Genomic DNA, 19,314 nt, shown 5'->3' on the forward strand with positions numbered 1-19,314 from the left:
ATAAATTATTGACTGTCAGTATTATAAATGAAGCTTTACTTTAAAAAACAGCCTGAATTTAATTTTTCATGAAATGCCGTGAAATAATGCCATCGGGCAACAAAATATCCGAAATATCAGAATAGGGTACGGTTACATCAATTACTCCCATTGAATATGGAGCAATCTCATACTGGTTATAAGAGTAATGAATCCCTATTTCATCGAGCCAGAAGTTGTTGTTGGGTACAATATCCTCAATGGTGAAGAACCCTTTCATCAGAAGTGAATCAGGTACATCAACGTTGTTTTGGATCATTAAACAACTAAGTATTTTATCTGTAAGTGATTTGTAATAATCGGGGACAAACAAATCTTCTTCAGACAGCGTGACAAGTTCGTTAAGATCTATATTAGTGTATAGAATACGGTATGAACCGTGGGCTCCGCCCTCGTAATCACTATACTCAACCGCATAGCTCAACAACGCATCATTCTGAAACAGGATCCTGTTGCTGTTATACATCATATACCAGTACCATACAGGCATTTTTCCTTCAAGGCGAGCCTTATCTTCGTAATAGATGTTGGAAAGAGCTTTATATCTGGCCGTATAATCGTCTATATACCTCTTCATAGCCTCTTTAGGAGTGAGGCTGTCATATTCTATTCCACCGAAAAAAGTACCCTGAAAAATTTGCTGTAACCTTGTCAGGCTCTCTGCATCTCTGAATTTTGAAGGATAGGTAAAAGAGACCTTTACATCGGCATATGGAAGGGTAGTATCGTTATCATTTAAAAGAGGAATATTTTGCCTTACAACAATACTGTCGTACTCAATCTTTGCCGATTTTCCACTTCTCTTATCAAAACACGAGGTCAGTGTTCCCAGTCCAATGAGAATGGAAATGGCCGTGAAGAAGCTCTTAATCATATTCTTATTTGCAAATAGTTTACATGCCCGTTTCATAACGATAATTTTTAAAATAAGCCTGAAACCTGAAAATCAACAGCTGTCTGCAATAAAGGCTGAAGTTCCCACGGTATAGGGTATGATGTTTGTTTTTTTTACTGGATAATTTGTTTTATTGCCCCCAATTCGGGATAAAACAACACTTTGACCGGTTGTTTCATATTTTCAAACATCTTTTTTGTGAGCACATCCTGAGATCCGTATTGCACAACGTCTACCTCAGCGTTTTTGAGTATTCTGTTTCTGAACTCAATGGTTAGATCGGCCTTGCCCGGAACATTATAGACTAATCCTTCGCTTAGTTTACTCTCAAGACGTTGACGTTCGCGTTCGGAAAGCTGCATATCCACCTTCGGTGTTTTGTTTTTTAACGACAGGAAAACAGGTTCCCCGGCGAGGTTGCCGGCATCAATAGGTCCCAGTTTTTCTGAAAAACGGGTAATCACCATCCTGTCAATATTCTTCTCTTCAGGAACAATAGTGTAACTTTTTGTAAAGAATTCGGTGTTTACAGTTCCTGTAAAAAGCTGTGTCAATGCTTTTTCCTGCATGTCTATCTCGTCCATCACCATTTTATAGGCATTACCGTCGGGTGGCATATTTTCCGCCTCGCCGGTAAGTATATCGGTCCTGCTTCGGCGCAGATCGAAAATCTGTCTTGCCACAAGCTCTGCCTGCCTTGCAGTGGAGCCTGCCATCAACGTCTCCTGTGAAAGGAATCTTCGTGGGTTCACGATTACTGTTTCACCTTCCGGAATCTCTATCACCTGTATGGAAACAGGCTCAGGGTCGGAATTAACGGTCACAATTACACCATCTTCCCTCAGATAGACAAAAGGTTCAGAAGTTTTTGCCCGGAACTCCACCATAAACGAGTTAGTTTTGTCTGGTATACCTCTGTTTGTTACTGAAATATTTTCAAGCGTGTATGTAACGCTGTTTTCGGTCAGTGGCTTTTCCGCACCCAGGTAACGCTGAGCGTATGGGTAGAATTCACCCCGCTGCGAGGTAGTCTTCTTCACCAGCAATGTAATCTCGAACGATGTTTTGGGAAGTGAATAGATTACTCCGTAGTTATTGGCCTTTATAGCGTTTACCCGTATCGTTTTCTGAGCGTTTGCACTTGAAAACGCCAGAATCAAAACAGGAAGGATAAAATATTTTACTCTCATCATTTGTCAGTTGTTTTCAAATTTACTTTTTAGATTAACAAATTTGCTATAATCGGAAAAGTTTAAACAAGTTTTTTTGCTCTCTTATCGCAAAAATTCAGTTGTTAGTTAAATTCACTTTTCAGTGAGCTGGCTGAAACTGTTCAAGAAAACGCACGTCGTTCTCAGAGAACATTCTAAGATCTTTAACCTGGTATTTGAGGTTCGTTATGCGCTCAATACCCATTCCAAGAGCATATCCGGAGTAGATTTTGCTGTCGATACCACAATTATCAAGCACGTTGGGATCTACCATCCCGCATCCGAGAATCTCAACCCATCCCGTATGTTTACAGAACGGGCACCCTTTTCCTCCACATATGTTGCACGATATATCCATCTCGGCACTGGGCTCGGTAAAAGGAAAGTATGAAGGGCGTAGCCTTATTCTGGTATCTTCACCAAACATCTCTTTGGAAAAGAAAAGAAGCACTTGTTTTAAATCGGCAAATGAAACATCTTTATCTACATAGAGAGCCTCCACCTGGTGGAAAAAGCAGTGGGCACGGTAAGAGATAGCTTCGTTTCTGTAAACACGTCCTGGACAGATGATGCGGATTGGCGGTTGCGCTTTTTCCATAACGCGTGTCTGTACAGAAGATGTATGCGTACGCAACACTATCTGTGGATCATTCTGTACAAAAAATGTGTCCTGCATATCACGTGCGGGATGATCATCTGCAAAGTTCAGAGATGAAAACACATGCCAGTCGTCTTCCACCTCAGGCCCTTCGGCTATTGAGAATCCGAGCCTTTTGAAGATGTCGTTTATCTCCTCTTTTACGATTGATATCGGGTGCCGGGTTCCCAAGGGAACAGGATAAGCTGTTCGTGAAAGATCTATGCAGGCATTGGTAGATCCGGCAGTTTCGAACTGCTCTTTTAATGATTGAATTTTTTCGGTTGCTTTCTGTTTTAATTCGTTAAGGCGCATGCCCATTTCACGCTTCTGATCGGCCGGTACTGAACGGAAATCGTCCATAAGAGTTGAGATAATACCTTTTTTACTAAGGTACCTTATGCGTGCAGCTTCCAGCTCGTTGGCGTCAGAAGCCTTTAATTGCTCAATTTCAGAAAGGAGAGTCTTAATTTTCTCTATCATTATCTTGTTGAATCTTATAAATCATTTAGTAGCACAAAAATACACTTTTTATTGCTATTTATACCTGTTTTATGTAAAAGATTTATCCGAAGAGGGCATAGAGTAAAGGTTAAATTTGTACTTTTGTTTAAATAAAGAGGTTTACAGAAAAATGGTTATAACAGTTCGCAGATATATAGATAATGAAAAATTACTCTCTCCATGGGCCCGCGTCGTTGTCGGACTCAGTGGAGGAATGGATTCTATGGCTCTGCTTGATATTCTCACTCTTTTGGGGTATAATTGCGTAGCTGCCCATTGCAATTTCCATCTCAGGGGTGATGAGTCGGACCGGGATGCCGCTTTTGTAAAAAAATGGTGCAGTGATTCTGATATCCATTTTACATCTGTCGACTTCGATACAGCGCATTATGCTGCCGCCAAAAAGATCTCCATTGAAATGGCTGCACGTGAATTGCGTTACAGCTGGTTTGAGAAAGTCAGAAAACAGTACGGCGCTTATGCTGTTGCCGTTGCTCACCATAAGGACGACTCTGTAGAGACGGTTCTGTTGAACCTTATCCGTGGCTCCGGCGTAAGAGGGCTGACCGGCATTGCTTCAAAGAATAAAAACGTGGTACGCCCTCTGCTGTGTGTTACACGTGCAGAGATTGAAGAGTATATAACAAATCGTGGCATACCCTATGTAACCGACAGTACCAACAATGAAGATTTCTATTTGCGCAATTATATCAGGATAAATATTATTCCGCTACTGAAAGAGTTGAATCCTTCCGTTTGTGAAGCAATCAACCGTACCTCCCGGAATATCTCGGAAGCAGAGAAAGTGTATTCCGAATACATCCATAAAATAATTAAGAGTGTCTGCAATAATAACAAAATAGATATCAGGCAGCTTCGGCAAACAGCATCACCGCAATCAGTATTATATGAGATATTATCTCCTCTGGGTTTCAATACAACCGTAATTGAAAATATACTCCAGAGTATGGATAGTAATCCCGGGAAAGTTTTTTATAGTGAAGGGTACCGTGTGGTAAAGGATCGCAACAGTTTTCTTATCGGCTCCCTTGAAGACGGTTTGGCAAGAAGGGAATCTTATTTAATCTCTGATGATACTGAGGAGATAACCGATCCTGTCTGCCTGGCTTTCCACAGAAAAACCATGCCTGTTGAAATAGACAAAAGCAGCAATTATCTTTATGCCGATGCCGACAAACTGAAGTTTCCTCTTAAGCTAAGGCGGTGGAGGCAGGGTGATTGGTTTGTTCCCTTTGGAATGAAGGGGAAAAAGAAGTTGAGCGACTATTTTACCGATCGTAAATTTAGCCTGCCGGATAAGGAGGATGTTTGGGTATTGCTTTCAGGCGATGATATAGTATGGATTGTGGGTGAACGTTCCGACAACCGTTTCAGGATCACCGAGAGGAGTATAAATGCTTTTATGGTGGAATATAGGGGGTGCTGACATCTTTTTTTATGTGGAAAATCAATTTTCCTTTGATCTTACGCAGCGTTTTTTACAATTTTCCATCTGATAGATTAGAGTGAGTTGTACATGACGCGCTTAATGATAGCAGATGCAAATGGAATTAAATTATGGTGTAAATTAAACTTAGTTACATGTAAACCGTTATGAATTAATCATAGATTAAAATATTAAACAAATGAAAAGTAGTACATTTAAAGACATTTTGATTGTGGGGGCTTTTGCAGGAGTTGCTTTTTACATATCACGTTATTACAAGCACAAGAAACAAAGAGAGAGGGAATTACGTGAGACCCTTCACTTTCAACTTTTTTAAATTCTGTTTAATTTGCTGAATTAATTTTGAATCCGGCAGTTTTCTTGCATCTATTTTTTGTACCTTTGCAATATTAAAAAACTGTCTGAATATTTTATGCTGACACTCAAAACAATCAATTCGAACCCGGAAGAGGTAGTAAGGCGCCTGTCGAAAAAGCACTTCGATGCAAAAGAGATTATTGATCAAATTATTAGCCTGGATGAACTGCGACGAAATACCCAGACATCGCTTGACTCTGTTTTAAGCGAGATTAGAAGTATTTCCAAATCTATCGGAATGTTAATAAAAGAAGGGAAAAAAGATGAGGCAAATGCTGCCCGCGATAGAGTGGGACTATTGAAAGAATCTTCCGCAGGACTCGATGTAACGTTGAAAGATACCGAAGCGAAAATTTCTGATTTGCTGGTCACGATACCAAACCTGCCACATGACTCGGTACCCGAAGGAAAAGGAGCCGAAGATAATGTTATTGAGCGTAGTGGAGGAGAGTTGCCCACATTGCCTCAGGGTGCTCTTCCGCACTGGGAGCTGGCTAAAAAGTATGATATTATTGATTTTGAGCTTGGTGTAAAGATAACCGGTGCCGGATTTCCTGTATATAAAGGTAAGGGTGCGAGACTACAACGTTCACTGATAAATTTTTTTCTTGATTCTGCTCGTGATGCCGGATTTCTTGAAGTGCAGCCACCATATGTGGTAAACAGCGATTCAGGGTTTGGAACCGGCCAGCTGCCCGATAAAGAGGGGCAGATGTATCATGTTGGCCTTGACGACCTTTACCTGATTCCCACTGCCGAAGTTCCAGTCACCAATATCTACCGCGATGTAATACTTGAAGAGAAAGACCTTCCTGTAAAAAACACCGCATATTCTGCTTGTTTCAGGCGTGAGGCAGGTTCTTACGGGAAAGATGTACGCGGACTGAACCGTTTGCATCAGTTCGACAAGGTTGAGATTGTATGTATTGAAAAACCGGAGAATTCTTATGTGCGGCTCAACGAAATGGTAGCTTACGTACAGACTCTAGTTGAAAAGCTGGGCCTTCCGTGGCGTATATTACGTCTGTGCGGGGGTGATACAAGCTTTACATCGGCATTGACTTTCGACTTTGAAGTCTTTTCTGCCGCACAGGAAAGATGGCTTGAGGTGAGCTCTGTATCTAATTTCGAAAGCTACCAGGCAAACCGTCTTAAGTGCCGTTATCGTGACGAGGGCCGCAAAACACAACTTTGTCATACCCTCAACGGTAGCGCCCTTGCTCTTCCCCGCATAGTGGCTGCATTGCTCGAAAACAACCAGACACCCGATGGAATACGCATACCAGAGGTATTGGTCCCATACTGTGGGTTTGATATGATAAGGTAATTTACTTTTTCCTCTCAATCATCTTTAGCAGCTGGAGGATTGCCAGATTGGCCGTACGCTCAATGTTTTCTTCCCGGCAGTTTCCAACATGGTATTCGCAGGAGTTAATCACACTGTTGTAAGTGGTGCCTACCCAAACAGTCCCTACTGGTTTATCTTTGGTTCCGCCATCGGGACCCATGACACCCGAAACAGCGATACTACAGCTGGTTTTCATCAGTCCCGCTACATTCAATGCCATTAGCTCCACCACTTCACGGCTTACCACCCCGTATTCGTCTATCGTCTTTGAGCCTACATTCAGTATCTCTTCTTTTATCTGGATGTCGTAGGAGACGATACTTCCTTTATAACAGAGTGAAGCGCCCGGGAATAATGTTATCTTGTGTGCAATAAAACCACCGGTACAGCTTTCTGCCGTAGAAACAGTCAGGTGTTTCTTTCGTAGTTTATCACCAAGCAACTCTTCTGGCATCTTTTCGCTTTCTGCTATAAAGTTCTTTCCGAGCAGCCTTTTAAGTTTTCGGCCTTGCTGTTTCATTTCAGGCTTATGCTCCTCGCCCCAGGCAGATAACCGCAGCCGGATAAATCCTGCATAGGGCAGATATGCCTGTGAAATGCCTTTAGACAGTCGGTTCTCAAACTCAGCAAGACGGGTAGCCAGTGCCGATTCGGTGATTTCCGAAACAATATATGAACGGCGCAGATACTCTTTCACCTGAAATTGTTCACGTAACATTGGAATGATACTGTCTGTCATTGCTGTTTTCATCTCAAAAGGAACACCAGGCATGGATACAAGCACTTTTGACTCCTTTTCGAACCAGAGTACTGGTGCTGTTCCTGCACTGTTCATTATAACCCTGCTGTTTGCAGGTACATACGCCTGTTTTCGGGTGAGTTGATTTAACGGGAGATTCCTTTTTAAAAAAATGGATTCTATGTTTTGCATTACCTCATCGTTAAACACCAGGGCTGTATGGAAATAGGTGCACAGTGTATGCTTGGTAATATCGTCGGCTGTTGGTCCTACACCACCTGTGAGCAGCAGTATCTCTGCACGTTCAAAACCGATATCTATCGCCCTTGTAATATCTTTGTACTGATCGCCTACGGAAGAGATGGCAGCTATTTCAAAACCTTGCTTGGTAAGCTCCCTGCCCATCCATGCGGCGTTGGTATCCATGATCTGGCCGATAAGAATTTCATCTCCGATGGTAATAATTTCAACCTTCATATTTATCTGTTTTTATAGTTGTTTTTACCATGAGGTAATGTACATATTAAACTACAATGAAATATATTGCAAATAAACGACAATCTTTCTGAAAATGAAAAAATAATGTTATATATTTTTTTTTATAGATGGAATATTATATCTTTGCGGACTGAATTTGAAATAATAAAACAAGATATAATGAAAAAAGATATTCATCCAGGAAATTATCGCCCTGTAGTTTTCAAAGATATGTCGAACGATGAGGTTTTTATTTCACGTTCCACCGTTAATGCAAGGGAAACTATTGAAATAGATGGTGTTACTTATCCATTGGTAAAGCTTGAAATTACCAGTTCATCGCATCCATTCTATACTGGAAAACAAAAACTTGTAGATACGGCCGGACGCGTAGATAAGTTTATGAACCGTTACGGAAACCGTAATAAGAAAAAATAAGAACCGTAAAGCGGTATGATATAAAGAAAGGCGATCTTTACAGGTCGCCTTTTTTCGTTTATATTCTTATGTGACAGTTTGCCAGGCTGTTAGTTAATTGTCATATAATCAGATAATTATGCTTATTGCTTTGTAAATCATATTAAATACTCATAACCACGAACATATAAGTAATCTAAGTTGTGCATGCATTACTGTCCCATACAGCTAAATTTGAGACATATTGATGTTTTTAAGGGGTATCAGTAAGATGAAACAGGCGAAAGATAAGCAACTATTCTTAAAAAAATACCAGATCATTGCTTCTGAAAAGAGGTTAATAAATCTCCATGCAGAACGATTATTCATGAAAATGCATTGATTAAGCCCATTTTTGACTATTTTTGTTGTTTAAAGGTTTACAATTATTCCTTTTAAAGACTCACAATGTTGAAGTAAGAGGAATATACAACTTCCATACACTATGTCCGTACCATTCGCTTTCAGCTGAATGAGCAAAGCTAATTTTGCTTAAGCAATGCCATAACAGGCGAATACCTGACTTAATTGAAAATCAATAGTTTTTTACGTATGAACAGAAAAATATTCTCAATCCTGGCATTCCTTACAGTCTTGTTTGCATTACCTGTAAAAGCCCAGGTTCAATTATCTGACAGTGCGAAAATAAGCATGCTTACAGCATCGGAGTGGAATGGCGCTGTTTATGCTCTTTTTGGACATACCGCCTTGCGGGTGAGTGACGATTCCACAGGTGTTAATGCTGTATACAATTATGGATTTTTTGATTCGTCTCAGCCTAATTTTATTTACAATTTTGTACTTGGCAGGACAGATTATATACTTGGGTTTACAACTTTTGAGGATTTTCTTTTCGAGTATGAATACAGGGGGCAGGAGGTGGTTGAACAGGAGTTGAACCTCTCTGCAGAGGAAAAGCGACAGCTGTATGATGCACTGTACATTAATGCACTACCTCAAAACAGGGGGTACCGATATAACTATTTTTACGATAATTGTGCTACACGTCCGCGCGACATGGTAGAAAAATTCACTGACGGAAAAATTAAATATCAGCCCGCATCTCAAAACCAGTCGTTTAGGGACCTGGTACATGAATCTCTGGAAAAATACCCATGGTTGAAATTCGGGATAGACCTGATCATTGGCAGCGATGCAGATGTAACAATAGGCGTTAGGGAAAAAATGTTTATTCCAGCCTATCTTAAGAACTCATTTGAGGAGGCGCTGATTCTTAAAAACGATACATCTGACTATCCTTTGGTGAAAAACACAAAAATTCTGTTATATAATAATAATGAGATAAATAAAATAAGCGAAGAGAGCTTATATTCTCCGATTGTAGTGGCATTCGCAATTCTCTTCCTAACCATATCAGTCAGTCTGATACAGATTACAAAGCTCAATATAACCAAGATCCCCAAAATTTATGATACTGCAATTTTCGGTATCGCCGGATTGGGTGGATTGGTTCTGAGCGTTACAATCTTTTTTTCAGAACATCCAGCTACCAGTCCTAACTGGAATTTTGTCTGGCTAAATATATTTGCTCTTGCTGCAGCCATTTTATTTTGGGCAAAATCGGCAAACAGGACTGTTTATATCTATCATTTTATTAACTTTGCACTCTTAACAGTTTTTCTTTTGTTGTGGCTATTTATACCGCAACATCTACCGGTAGCAACAATACCATTTTCAATGAGTTTGTGGTTCAGATCGGGTACGCATCTGTTTATGCGGAGAAAAAAAATATTAAAAGACAAGCGGTTTTCATCAAGCAGGGAACTTAAAGCGGGGTGGGGACTATAAAAACGATAAACGGCCAATATTCATCAATGATCAAAGTATTATCTTCTTTAGTAGCTTTTTTTTCAATAACGGCACTATTTGCACAAAATCCTTCGGGCGATGTTCCTAAACTGGTTGTGGGAATAACTATCGACCAGCTTCGTGGCGATTACCTGGAAATTTTTAAAAAGACATTTGGCAACAAGGGGTTTCAAAGGCTGCTGAATAATGGCCTTGTTTACAGCAATATATATTATGATTTCCCTAATCTCGACAAAGCATCTGCCATTACCACAATTTATACCGGTGCCAATCCATCTAATCACGGTATAACAGGTGAAAAAAAATATTCCACGGCGACGAACAGCGAAATATCATCATTTTTTGATAATAACTATCTGGGGAATTTTACAACCGATAAAATGTCCCCGCTTCCGATAAAGGTCTCAACAATAGCTGATGAACTGAAAATAGCTTCAGGAGGACAGTCCGATATTTTTGCCTTTGCTCCTGATGCCTCACAGGCAATGGCTTCGGGGGGACATGCAGCCAATGGAGCATACTGGATTGAGGATATTACAGGAAAATGGGCTACAAGCACGTTTTACAATAACAGGCAACCTGTCGTTGATCAGCACAACCGAAGTGCTCAGTCGCTCAGCAATACAATAGGAGGCATTACATGGCGCCCGGCAATCGATATCTCGCATTACAATGCATTTCCATATACCAAAAACAGGACAAATTTTCAGCACTATTTCGGAGTCGATAAAAAAGATAATATACGCCTGTTTAAGCAGTCGCCATACGTAAACAGGGAAGTGAACGATATGGCAATAAAAGTGATTGAGTCAGGATCTCTGGGCAAGAGAATGAATCCGGACTTTCTGGCTGTTACCTTTTACGCTGGTAACTATGAAAATTCACTTGATAAAAATTACTCAATCGAACTGCAGGATACCTATCACCGCCTCGACCAAGAGCTGGAAAGGCTGCTTGAAGCCATCGATTCCTCCGTGGGACTTAAAAACACTCTGGTCTTTGTGGTGTCTACCGGATATTTCAATGAACAGGAGATAATACCAGAAGGCGTGGTTACATCCGGGGGGGATTTTTATCCCGATAGAAGCGTGGCACTTCTTAATATGTACCTGATGGCGTTGTATGGAAGGGAACAGTGGATTAAAAAATATTATAACAGAGAACTGTTCTTCGATAGAAAACTGATTGAAGACAAGAAGATCGACTTGAGGGAGTTTCAGCAGAAAGCAGCTGAATTTTTAGTGCAATCGGCTGGAGTTCAGGATGTGATTACTTCATATCAGATGTTGCATGGAGCATATAATCAAAATGTGCAGTATCACAGGAATGGATACTACAATGGCATTTCCGGGGATCTGTTCATTGAATTGCAGTCCGGATGGAGGGTTATTGAGCCTCAAAAACCAATTAAAGAGCGAGTGCGAAATAATGCCGTAATATCTCCGGTAATTTTTTTCGGGAGCGACATCAAACCACAAAGGATTAATAGAACTATAGAAGCGACTGAGATTGCACCCAGCGTGGCATACAGGTTACGAATCCGCGCTCCCAACGCTGCAAAAGGTGAAATTTTGGAAGAGTTATTTTAGAAAGCACAGCTTTAAAAGTTAATGAAAATATAACAGGAGTCCAGGGCAGATATAGGTTTTCAGTATTTAGTAAAAGGAAAAGATACAGGAGACAAAAACCAACAACCATTACATATAAAATAAAACGGCCCTGCCTCACAATAATAAAACTATGGGATTCAACGATATTATATCAAAAATATTTGGTAATAAAGCACAACGCGACCTGAACGAAATCAATCCGGTTGTAACAAAAATTAAAGAAGCCTATTTAGAAGTAGAGAGCCTCTCTAACGATGAACTTCGTGCAAAGACCAAAGAGCTGGAGAAACGTATTCAAGAATATGTTTCCGAAGAGAAAGCCCAGATAGATAACCTGAAAGCCGGCATGGAAGAGATAGAGCTGGATGAACGTGAAGCTGTCTGGAACCAGATAGACAAGTTGGAAAAGGAGATCACTGAGAAATATGAAAAGATCTTAAGTGAAGTATTGCCTTTGGCCTTCTCTGTCATGAAAGATACAGCCCGCCGTTTTACACAGAACGGGGAGATAGTGGTTACTGCTACCGATTTCGACCGTGACCTGGCTGCTGCACACGACTTTGTACGTGTTGAAGGTGATAAGGCTATTTATCAGAATCACTGGATTGCCGGTGGAAACGAGATCACCTGGGACATGATTCACTACGATGTGCAGCTTTTTGGAGGTGTAGTACTTCACCAGGGGAAAATTGCAGAGATGGCAACGGGAGAAGGTAAAACGCTAGTGGCTACTCTTCCGGTATTTCTTAACGCATTAACCCATGAGGGGGTACATGTGGTTACCGTGAACGACTATCTCTCCAAGCGTGACTCTGAATGGATGGGGCCAATGTACATGTTCCACGGGTTGTCTGTTGATTGCATCGACAAGCATGAACCCAATTCCGACGCTCGGCGCAAAGCTTACGAGGCAGATGTCACATTCGGTACAAACAACGAGTTCGGGTTCGATTATCTTCGCGACAATATGGCTATCTCTCCGAAGGACCTTGTACAGCGCAAACACAACTACGCGATAGTGGACGAGGTTGACTCGGTGCTGATTGATGACGCCCGTACACCGTTAATCATTTCCGGACCTGTCCCCAAAGGTGATGATCAGCTTTTTGATCAGTTTCGCCCGCGTGTTGAATTGATTGTGAAAGCACAACGGGAGCTTACAACACGCCTGCTTGCCGAAGCCAAAACATTGATGGCATCATCTGATCAGAAGGAACAGGAGGAAGGGACTCTTCTGCTTTTCCGTTCATATAAAGGGATGCCTAAATACAAACCTCTTATCAAGTATCTCAGTGAACAGGGAGTAAAAGCTGCAATGCTTAAAACCGAAGCATTCTACATGCAGGAACAGATGCGTAATATGCATATCGTTACTGATCCGCTTTATTTTGTTATTGATGAGAAAATGAACAGTATTGAGCTGACAGATAAAGGTATAGATATGCTGACCGGGAAATCTGACGATCCGCATTTCTTTATCCTGCCCGATATTGCGTCTCAGCTGTCTGATCTGGAAAATGCATCGCTAAACGATGAAGAGAAAGCAGCCAAAAAGGACGAACTTCTCCAGAACTACGCCATTAAGTCGGAACGCGTACATACTGTTAACCAGTTATTGAAGGCTTATACACTGTTCGATCGTGACGATGAGTATGTGGTGATCGACAACAAAGTTAAGATAGTGGATGAGCAGACCGGACGCGTGATGGAGGGACGCCGTTACTCCGACGGCCTGCATCAGGCTATTGAGGCAAAAGAGAGGGTGAAGGTGGAGGCGGCCACACAGACTTTTGCGACCATTACACTGCAGAATTTTTTCAGGATGTATAGTAAGCTTGCAGGTATGACTGGAACAGCTGAGACCGAAGCAGGCGAGTTCTGGGATATCTACAAACTTGATGTGGTGGTGATACCTACCAACAAACCTATTGTTCGTGACGATCAGAACGATCGCATATATAAGACAAAACGCGAAAAATATACCGCTGTTATAGAAGAGATAGAAAGCCTTATCTCAAAAGGACGCCCGGTACTGGTGGGTACTACATCAGTGGAGATCTCCGAGCTGCTAAGCCGAATGCTCACACTACGCAAGATCAAACATAATGTGCTGAATGCCAAGCTTCACCAGCGAGAAGCCGAAATTGTGGCCAATGCCGGCCAGAGTGGAGTGGTAACTATTGCTACCAACATGGCCGGGCGTGGTACCGATATCAAGCTGACACCTGCTGTAAGAGATGCAGGAGGTTTGGCTATAATTGGTACGGAACGGCATGAGTCGCGACGTGTAGACCGGCAGTTGCGAGGGCGCGCCGGACGTCAGGGAGACCCGGGATCATCAGTATTCTTCGTATCTCTTGAAGATGACCTGATGCGCTTGTTCGCTACCGAAAAAATTGCAGGACTGATGGACCGAATGGGGTTCAAAGAGGGGGATGTTCTGGAACACAGTATGTTGAGCAAATCGGTAGAGCGTGCTCAGAAAAAGGTTGAAGAGAATAACTTCGGAATTCGCAAGCGTTTGCTCGAATATGACGATGTTATGAATTCGCAGCGCGAGGTTATCTACAAACGCCGCCGTCACGCTCTTATGGGTGAACGTATCGATAATGACGTGGCCAACATGATTTCTGATACTGCCAGAAATATTGTTGAGCTAAATGAAGATGATTACACTAATATGAAGCTCGACCTTCTTCGTGTAATGGCACTCGAAATTCCTTTCAAAGAGGAAGATATGAAAAAGATGAAGGACGATGAAATTCTGGAAGCGGTAACAGACAAAGCTTTTGAAACATTCAAGCGCAAAACGGAACGGCTTGCCGAGATTGCTCAGCCTGTTATAAAGCAGGTTTATGAAAATCAAGGTGCAATGTATGAGAATATTCTGATTCCTATAACCGACGGCAAAAGAGTATATAATATCGGATGCAATTTGAAGGAGGCCTATGAATCGGGTTCGAAGGCACTTGTAAAAGCGTTTGAAAAATCGATATTGCTTCTTACTATCGATGAAGACTGGAAGGAGCACCTCCGCGAGATGGACGAACTGCGCCACTCCGTACAAAATGCAAGTTACGAACAGAAAGACCCGCTGTTGATCTACAAACTGGAATCGTTCAACCTCTTTAATTCAATGGTAAACGATATCAACTCCAAGGCGGTCTCTATTCTAATGCGCGGGCAGATTCCAATACAGGATCCAGGAAGTGTAAGAAGGGCTGCTCCCGAACAGAAAACCGATTACAGCAAATACCGCACGCAGAAGGATGAATCAGGAAGAGGAATACCTGGCGGGGATGGAGATGGCAATGGCAACGGTTCACCGCAACAGCAGCGCAAGCAGAAACTCGAACCTATCAGGGTAGAAAAAAAAGTCGGCCGTAACGATCTCTGTCCATGTGGCAGCGGCAAGAAATACAAAAACTGCCACGGCAGATAAGAGGACTGAATGCAAAGCCTTTAAAACATTTAGACAGGGAGAAATTATCTCCCTGTTTTTTTGTGAAATTCAAAGAAAAGCAGTACCTTAGTGTAGTCAAAATGTGAGTAATAATAAAACATTATTTACCTGTAAATAAACTACATAGAGAATATTTTTTGAAGAGAAAAATCACTTTTTAATATGATTGATCAGCAAGACAGAATCATCAAGATTAATATCGAAGATGAAATGAAATCGTCATACATCGATTATTCGATGTCAGTGATCGTTTCACGTGCTCTTCCCGATGTGCGTGACGGATTCAAACCGGTCCACAGGCGTATCCTTTACGGTATGTCTGAACTTGGAAACACATCAGATAAGCCACATAAAAAATCCGCGAGGATTGTCGGCGAAGTTCTGGGTAAATTCCATCCCCATGGCGACTCATCAGTGTATAACGCCATGGTGCGCCTGGCTCAGGATTGGAGCATGCGCTACACCCTGGTGGATGGACAGGGAAACATGGGAAGTGTTGACGGAGACAGCCCCGCTGCCATGCGTTACACCGAGGCACGGCTTAATAAGCTGGCTGAAGAGATGCTAAGGGATATCGACAAGGAGACTGTCGATTTTAAACTTAACTTTGACGATACATTACTGGAACCTACTGTTCTCCCCACACGAATCCCCAACCTTCTAATTAACGGTTCATCAGGTATTGCCGTGGGTATGGCAACCAATATTGCACCTCACAACCTAACGGAGTGTATAAACGGTATAATTGCATATATCGACGACAATGATATCGATACCAAAGGATTGATGCATTATATTAAAGCTCCCGATTTTCCTACCGGAGCCTATATTTACGGATACAAAGGTGTTGAGGAGGCTTTTGAAACTGGCAGGGGGCGCATCGTTATGCGTGGTAAAGCCGAGATTGAATCGGGTAAGACACACGATAGAATCATCATATACGAAATACCCTATCTGGTGAATAAAGCCGACCTGATAAGGAATATTGCCGATCTGGTGTCAGACAAGAAAATTGATGGCATTTCCAATATCAATGATGAGTCCGACAGGGACGGTATGCGCATAGTGGTAGATATAAAAAGAGACGGTAACGCCAATGTAGTGCTTAACAAGTTATATAAAATGACTGCACTCCAGTCCTCTTTCAGTGTAAATAATATAGCGCTGGTAAATGGACGCCCCGAACTACTATCACTTAAACGGATGATTGAACTCTTTGTGGAACATCGTCACGAGGTGGTGATCAGGCGTACCAAGTATGATCTGCGCAAAGCTGAGGAGAGGGCTCATATTCTTGAAGGATTGATTATCGCCTCAGACAATATTGACGAGGTTATTGCCATCATCCGGAGTTCTTCCACTCCGCAGGAAGCCATTCAGCGATTGATGGAGCGATTTGAACTTAGTGAGATTCAGTCCCGTGCCATCGTGGAAATGCGTTTAAGACAGCTAACCGGGCTGGAACAGGATAAGCTGCATGCCGAATATAATGAGATACAGAAACTGATCACCTATCTGAATGAGATACTGAGCAATGAGGAGCTTTGTATGCAGGTTATCAAGGATGAACTGATAGAGATCCGAAATAAATATGGTGATGAACGCCGTTCAGAGATTATCTTTGCATCGGAAGAGATGAACCCTGAGGATTTCTATGCAGACGAAGAGATGGTGATTACTATCTCGCATATGGGATACATCAAACGTACTCCTCTTACAGATTTCCATACTCAAAACAGGGGTGGAGTAGGGGCCAGGGGGTCCGATACCAGGGAAGAGGATTTCGTGGAATATATCTATCCGGCTACCAATCACAACTATATGCTCTTTTTTACACAGAAAGGGAAATGTTACTGGTTGCGTGTATTTGAAATTCCCGAAGGTACCAAAATTTCTAAGGGACGGGCAATTCAAAACTTGCTGAATATCGATTCTGATGACACAGTTACCGCATTTGTTCGTGTGGAGACCCTTTCGGATGAAGATTACATCAATTCACATTATCTTATATTCTGCACCCAGCAGGGTGTGGTTAAAAAGACTCTGTTAGAAGCCTATTCCCGTCCCAGACAGAATGGTGTAAACGCTATAACCATAAGGGATGACGATCAGGTTATATCTGTTCGTTTGACCGACGGCAGCAAACACGTGATCCTGGCAAACAGGAATGGTCGGGCCATCCGCTTCAGTGAAGATGATGTAAGGCCGATGGGACGTACTGCGACGGGAGTCAGAGGTATGACTCTTGATGAAGATGGGGAAGACTGTGTGATTGGAATGATCTGTATGGCTCCCGATTCCGAAAATACCATTCTTGTGGTATCGGAACAGGGATATGGAAAGAGAACTTACCTCAATGACGAGGATGGTGAACCTGTATATCGTATCACACGCAGAGGAGGTAAAGGTGTTAAAACACTGAACATTACAGATAAAACAGGTAAACTGGTGGCAATCAAGAGTGTGACCGATGAAAATGATTTAATGATAATTAACAAATCAGGCATAACGATACGTCTGAAAATTTCCGATATTCGCACAATGGGAAGAGCTACACAGGGTGTGCGCCTTATTAATTTGGATAAAAGAAATGATCAGATTGCTTCGGTTTGTAAGGTAAACTCTGAAGATTCAGATGATGAGATAAACAATAAATCTACGGAGCCTGATGATGATCTGCAGGAATCGGACAGTGTAGAATAATATAATCCAATTTAAACTTTTTGGTACATTTTAGTCAAAAAAGATAAAACAATCAAAATCTGATAAAGAATTTAGTTTAATCACAAAAAATATGAATGAAATGAGAAAGATCCTATTCCTAACAGTGGTAGCCGTTTTTTCTGCAGGTGGCATTTTTGCTCAGAAATCGGCACTTAAAGATGCAAAGAGAGCATTAGGCCGCGACGATCTGAATGAGGCAAGGACATTGATCAAACAGGCGTCAACAAACGACGAAACTGCCCTTGATGCAGAGACGTGGAAGATAATGGGCGACATAGGCAACAAAGCTTTCGATAACGAAAGAACCAAAACAATGCTGGGTCAGAAATCTAATGATAAGGTGATGTACGATGGATTATTGGAGTCATATAAGCCTTATTTGAAGGCTGATTCCCTGGGACAACTCCCGGATAATAAAGGCAAAGTCAAGAATAAATACCGCAAAGATATTGCCGGAATTCTTCGTGCCAACCATCAGTTTTATATCAATGGAGGTGTATTTTACAACGAGCAAAAGGATTACAAGAAATCAACCGATTTTTTCCAGATATATTGGGACATTCCAACATTACCAATGTATGAAGATCAGAAAGATGCATTTGTGCTCGACAGCACCTACCAGACAATCAAATACTATGCAATAATCACGGCTATACAGGCAGAAGATCACAAAAGAGCATTGGCTATGCTGGAACGTGCAGCCAAGGAGCCTTTCATTGAAAACAGTGCTTATAAGGAAAGTGACATATATGAATTGATGGCTAGCGAATATTTAAATATTGGAGATTCGGTTAGTTACATTAAAGCCCTGTATGATGGAGCTGAAAAATTCCCCAAGAGTAAATATTTTGTTCCAAACCTGGTAAATATATTTATTCGCCAGGGTGACTCTGAAAAAGCTATGCAATACCTGGACCAGGCTATCAAAAACGATCCGTCTAACGCATGCGACCTGAATAGTGTGAAAGGTGCTTTATTGGCTGAAAAGGGTAATTACGACGGAGCAGAGGTTGAATACAACAAAGCTCTTGCTCAGGATCCCAATTGCGAAAGAGCCCTTGAAAATCTTGCCAGAAATTATATTCTCCAGGCACAGGACATCAAGGAGAAAACAGCAATGTTGACAAATAGGCAACAACAAGTAGAAAACGATAAAATAACTGTTGAGTTGTATCAAAAATCACTTCCTCTGCTGGAAAAATTAGATGGACTATTAAAAGAAAGGAATGCTACTGATAGTGAAGTCAATGGAATTCTTTTGTTACTTAGAAATGTCTATTATAATTTAAGCGTAATGGGTGTTGATAAATCAGCAGAATTGAAAGTCATAGAAAGTCAATTGAATCTCAATAATGGTTCAAATTGATTCAAAATATTCATAATCAATTTTTTTGAGGTACCTTTCAAATAACATTTAACATTATTAAGAGCAGGAAGAAAACCAAGTGGTTTTCTTCCTGCTCTCGTTTTAGTCACTACTTGTAATTGCCAATTTAAAATGCACAAAAAATGTTTAATCAGAAATTTTGAAGGAAACAAGACTTTTTATCGTCGTA

13 protein-coding genes are annotated in these 19,314 nt (G+C 41.4%); 9 read left to right on the forward strand and 4 right to left on the reverse strand.

Annotated features, from left to right (window positions below; translation table 11 throughout):
* Positions 1 to 58 precede the first annotated feature (58 nt).
* The 3 genes from B3B27_RS10605 to pheS all read right to left on the reverse strand — a co-directional run bounded on the left by B3B27_RS10605 (position 59) and on the right by pheS (position 3,265).
* Positions 59 to 949 carry a DUF3298 and DUF4163 domain-containing protein gene (locus B3B27_RS10605; protein WP_286833290.1) on the reverse strand — a complete coding sequence of 297 codons (891 nt, stop codon included), beginning with the start codon at positions 947 to 949 and terminating at the stop codon, positions 59 to 61.
* Positions 950 to 1,047: 98 nt separating this feature from the next.
* Positions 1,048 to 2,127 carry a DUF4831 family protein gene (locus tag B3B27_RS10610; protein ID WP_238866699.1) on the reverse strand — a complete coding sequence of 360 codons (1,080 nt, stop codon included), beginning with the start codon at positions 2,125 to 2,127 and terminating at the stop codon, positions 1,048 to 1,050.
* A 118-nt stretch (positions 2,128 to 2,245) separates the two neighbouring features.
* On the reverse strand, positions 2,246 to 3,265 hold the full coding sequence (gene pheS, locus B3B27_RS10615; protein WP_286845845.1) for a phenylalanine--tRNA ligase subunit alpha: 1,020 nt from the start codon (positions 3,263 to 3,265) through the stop codon (positions 2,246 to 2,248).
* 151 nt (positions 3,266 to 3,416) lie between these two features.
* On the opposite strand from pheS, the gene tilS reads away from it, so the two are divergent.
* The 3 genes from tilS (at position 3,417) to serS (ending at position 6,438) form a co-directional block, all read left to right on the forward strand.
* Positions 3,417 to 4,733, forward strand: coding sequence for a tRNA lysidine(34) synthetase TilS (tilS, locus tag B3B27_RS10620; protein WP_286845843.1), 1,317 nt, complete (start codon positions 3,417 to 3,419; stop codon positions 4,731 to 4,733).
* Positions 4,734 to 4,932: 199 nt separating this feature from the next.
* A complete protein-coding gene (locus B3B27_RS10625) occupies positions 4,933 to 5,070 on the forward strand; it encodes a hypothetical protein (protein ID WP_286833294.1) in 138 nt (45 codons plus the stop codon).
* Positions 5,071 to 5,166: 96 nt separating this feature from the next.
* A complete protein-coding gene (gene serS, locus B3B27_RS10630; protein ID WP_286845366.1) occupies positions 5,167 to 6,438 on the forward strand; it encodes a serine--tRNA ligase in 1,272 nt (423 codons plus the stop codon).
* A gap of 1 nt (position 6,439) precedes the next feature.
* Here the strand turns inward: serS and B3B27_RS10635 are convergent, their stop codons facing one another.
* Positions 6,440 to 7,675 carry a CinA family nicotinamide mononucleotide deamidase-related protein gene (locus B3B27_RS10635; protein ID WP_286847407.1) on the reverse strand — a complete coding sequence of 412 codons (1,236 nt, stop codon included), beginning with the start codon at positions 7,673 to 7,675 and terminating at the stop codon, positions 6,440 to 6,442.
* A gap of 180 nt (positions 7,676 to 7,855) precedes the next feature.
* Between B3B27_RS10635 and B3B27_RS10640 the strand changes: the two genes are divergently transcribed.
* The 6 genes from B3B27_RS10640 to B3B27_RS10665 all read left to right on the forward strand — a co-directional run bounded on the left by B3B27_RS10640 (position 7,856) and on the right by B3B27_RS10665 (position 19,124).
* The gene (locus tag B3B27_RS10640; RefSeq protein ID WP_238866690.1) at positions 7,856 to 8,113 is read left to right on the forward strand and encodes a type B 50S ribosomal protein L31; all 258 of its coding nucleotides are present in this window, start codon (positions 7,856 to 7,858) and stop codon (positions 8,111 to 8,113) included.
* Between the two features lie 570 nt (positions 8,114 to 8,683).
* Positions 8,684 to 9,940, forward strand: coding sequence for a DUF4105 domain-containing protein (locus B3B27_RS10645; RefSeq protein ID WP_238866687.1), 1,257 nt, complete (start codon positions 8,684 to 8,686; stop codon positions 9,938 to 9,940).
* A gap of 26 nt (positions 9,941 to 9,966) precedes the next feature.
* The gene (locus tag B3B27_RS10650) at positions 9,967 to 11,550 is read left to right on the forward strand and encodes an alkaline phosphatase family protein (protein ID WP_238866686.1); all 1,584 of its coding nucleotides are present in this window, start codon (positions 9,967 to 9,969) and stop codon (positions 11,548 to 11,550) included.
* Between the two features lie 151 nt (positions 11,551 to 11,701).
* Positions 11,702 to 15,013, forward strand: coding sequence for a preprotein translocase subunit SecA (gene secA / locus B3B27_RS10655; RefSeq protein ID WP_238866684.1), 3,312 nt, complete (start codon positions 11,702 to 11,704; stop codon positions 15,011 to 15,013).
* A 183-nt stretch (positions 15,014 to 15,196) separates the two neighbouring features.
* Positions 15,197 to 17,737: a DNA gyrase subunit A gene (gyrA, locus tag B3B27_RS10660; RefSeq protein ID WP_238866682.1), complete on the forward strand. Its 2,541-nt coding sequence runs from the start codon at positions 15,197 to 15,199 to the stop codon at positions 17,735 to 17,737.
* A gap of 100 nt (positions 17,738 to 17,837) precedes the next feature.
* Complete coding sequence (locus B3B27_RS10665; RefSeq protein WP_286845841.1) at positions 17,838 to 19,124, forward strand: tetratricopeptide repeat protein; 1,287 nt, start codon at positions 17,838 to 17,840, stop codon at positions 19,122 to 19,124.
* The last annotated feature ends 190 nt before the right edge of the window (positions 19,125 to 19,314 follow it).

This window comes from Proteiniphilum sp. UBA5463 (assembly GCF_002427225.1).
In the GTDB taxonomy this organism is placed as follows: Bacteria; Bacteroidota; Bacteroidia; order Bacteroidales; family Dysgonomonadaceae; genus Proteiniphilum; species Proteiniphilum propionicum.

Coding starts and splice junctions, on each gene's coding strand:
- B3B27_RS10605 (WP_286833290.1), bottom strand. CDS start 949: ATGAAACGGGCATGTAAACTATTTGCAAATAAGAATATGATTAAGAGC.
- B3B27_RS10610 (WP_238866699.1), bottom strand. CDS start 2,127: ATGATGAGAGTAAAATATTTTATCCTTCCTGTTTTGATTCTGGCGTTT.
- pheS (WP_286845845.1), bottom strand. CDS start 3,265: ATGATAGAGAAAATTAAGACTCTCCTTTCTGAAATTGAGCAATTAAAG.
- tilS (WP_286845843.1), top strand. CDS start 3,417: ATGGTTATAACAGTTCGCAGATATATAGATAATGAAAAATTACTCTCT.
- B3B27_RS10625 (WP_286833294.1), top strand. CDS start 4,933: ATGAAAAGTAGTACATTTAAAGACATTTTGATTGTGGGGGCTTTTGCA.
- serS (WP_286845366.1), top strand. CDS start 5,167: ATGCTGACACTCAAAACAATCAATTCGAACCCGGAAGAGGTAGTAAGG.
- B3B27_RS10635 (WP_286847407.1), bottom strand. CDS start 7,675: ATGAAGGTTGAAATTATTACCATCGGAGATGAAATTCTTATCGGCCAG.
- B3B27_RS10640 (WP_238866690.1), top strand. CDS start 7,856: ATGAAAAAAGATATTCATCCAGGAAATTATCGCCCTGTAGTTTTCAAA.
- B3B27_RS10645 (WP_238866687.1), top strand. CDS start 8,684: ATGAACAGAAAAATATTCTCAATCCTGGCATTCCTTACAGTCTTGTTT.
- B3B27_RS10650 (WP_238866686.1), top strand. CDS start 9,967: ATGATCAAAGTATTATCTTCTTTAGTAGCTTTTTTTTCAATAACGGCA.
- secA (WP_238866684.1), top strand. CDS start 11,702: ATGGGATTCAACGATATTATATCAAAAATATTTGGTAATAAAGCACAA.
- gyrA (WP_238866682.1), top strand. CDS start 15,197: ATGATTGATCAGCAAGACAGAATCATCAAGATTAATATCGAAGATGAA.
- B3B27_RS10665 (WP_286845841.1), top strand. CDS start 17,838: ATGAGAAAGATCCTATTCCTAACAGTGGTAGCCGTTTTTTCTGCAGGT.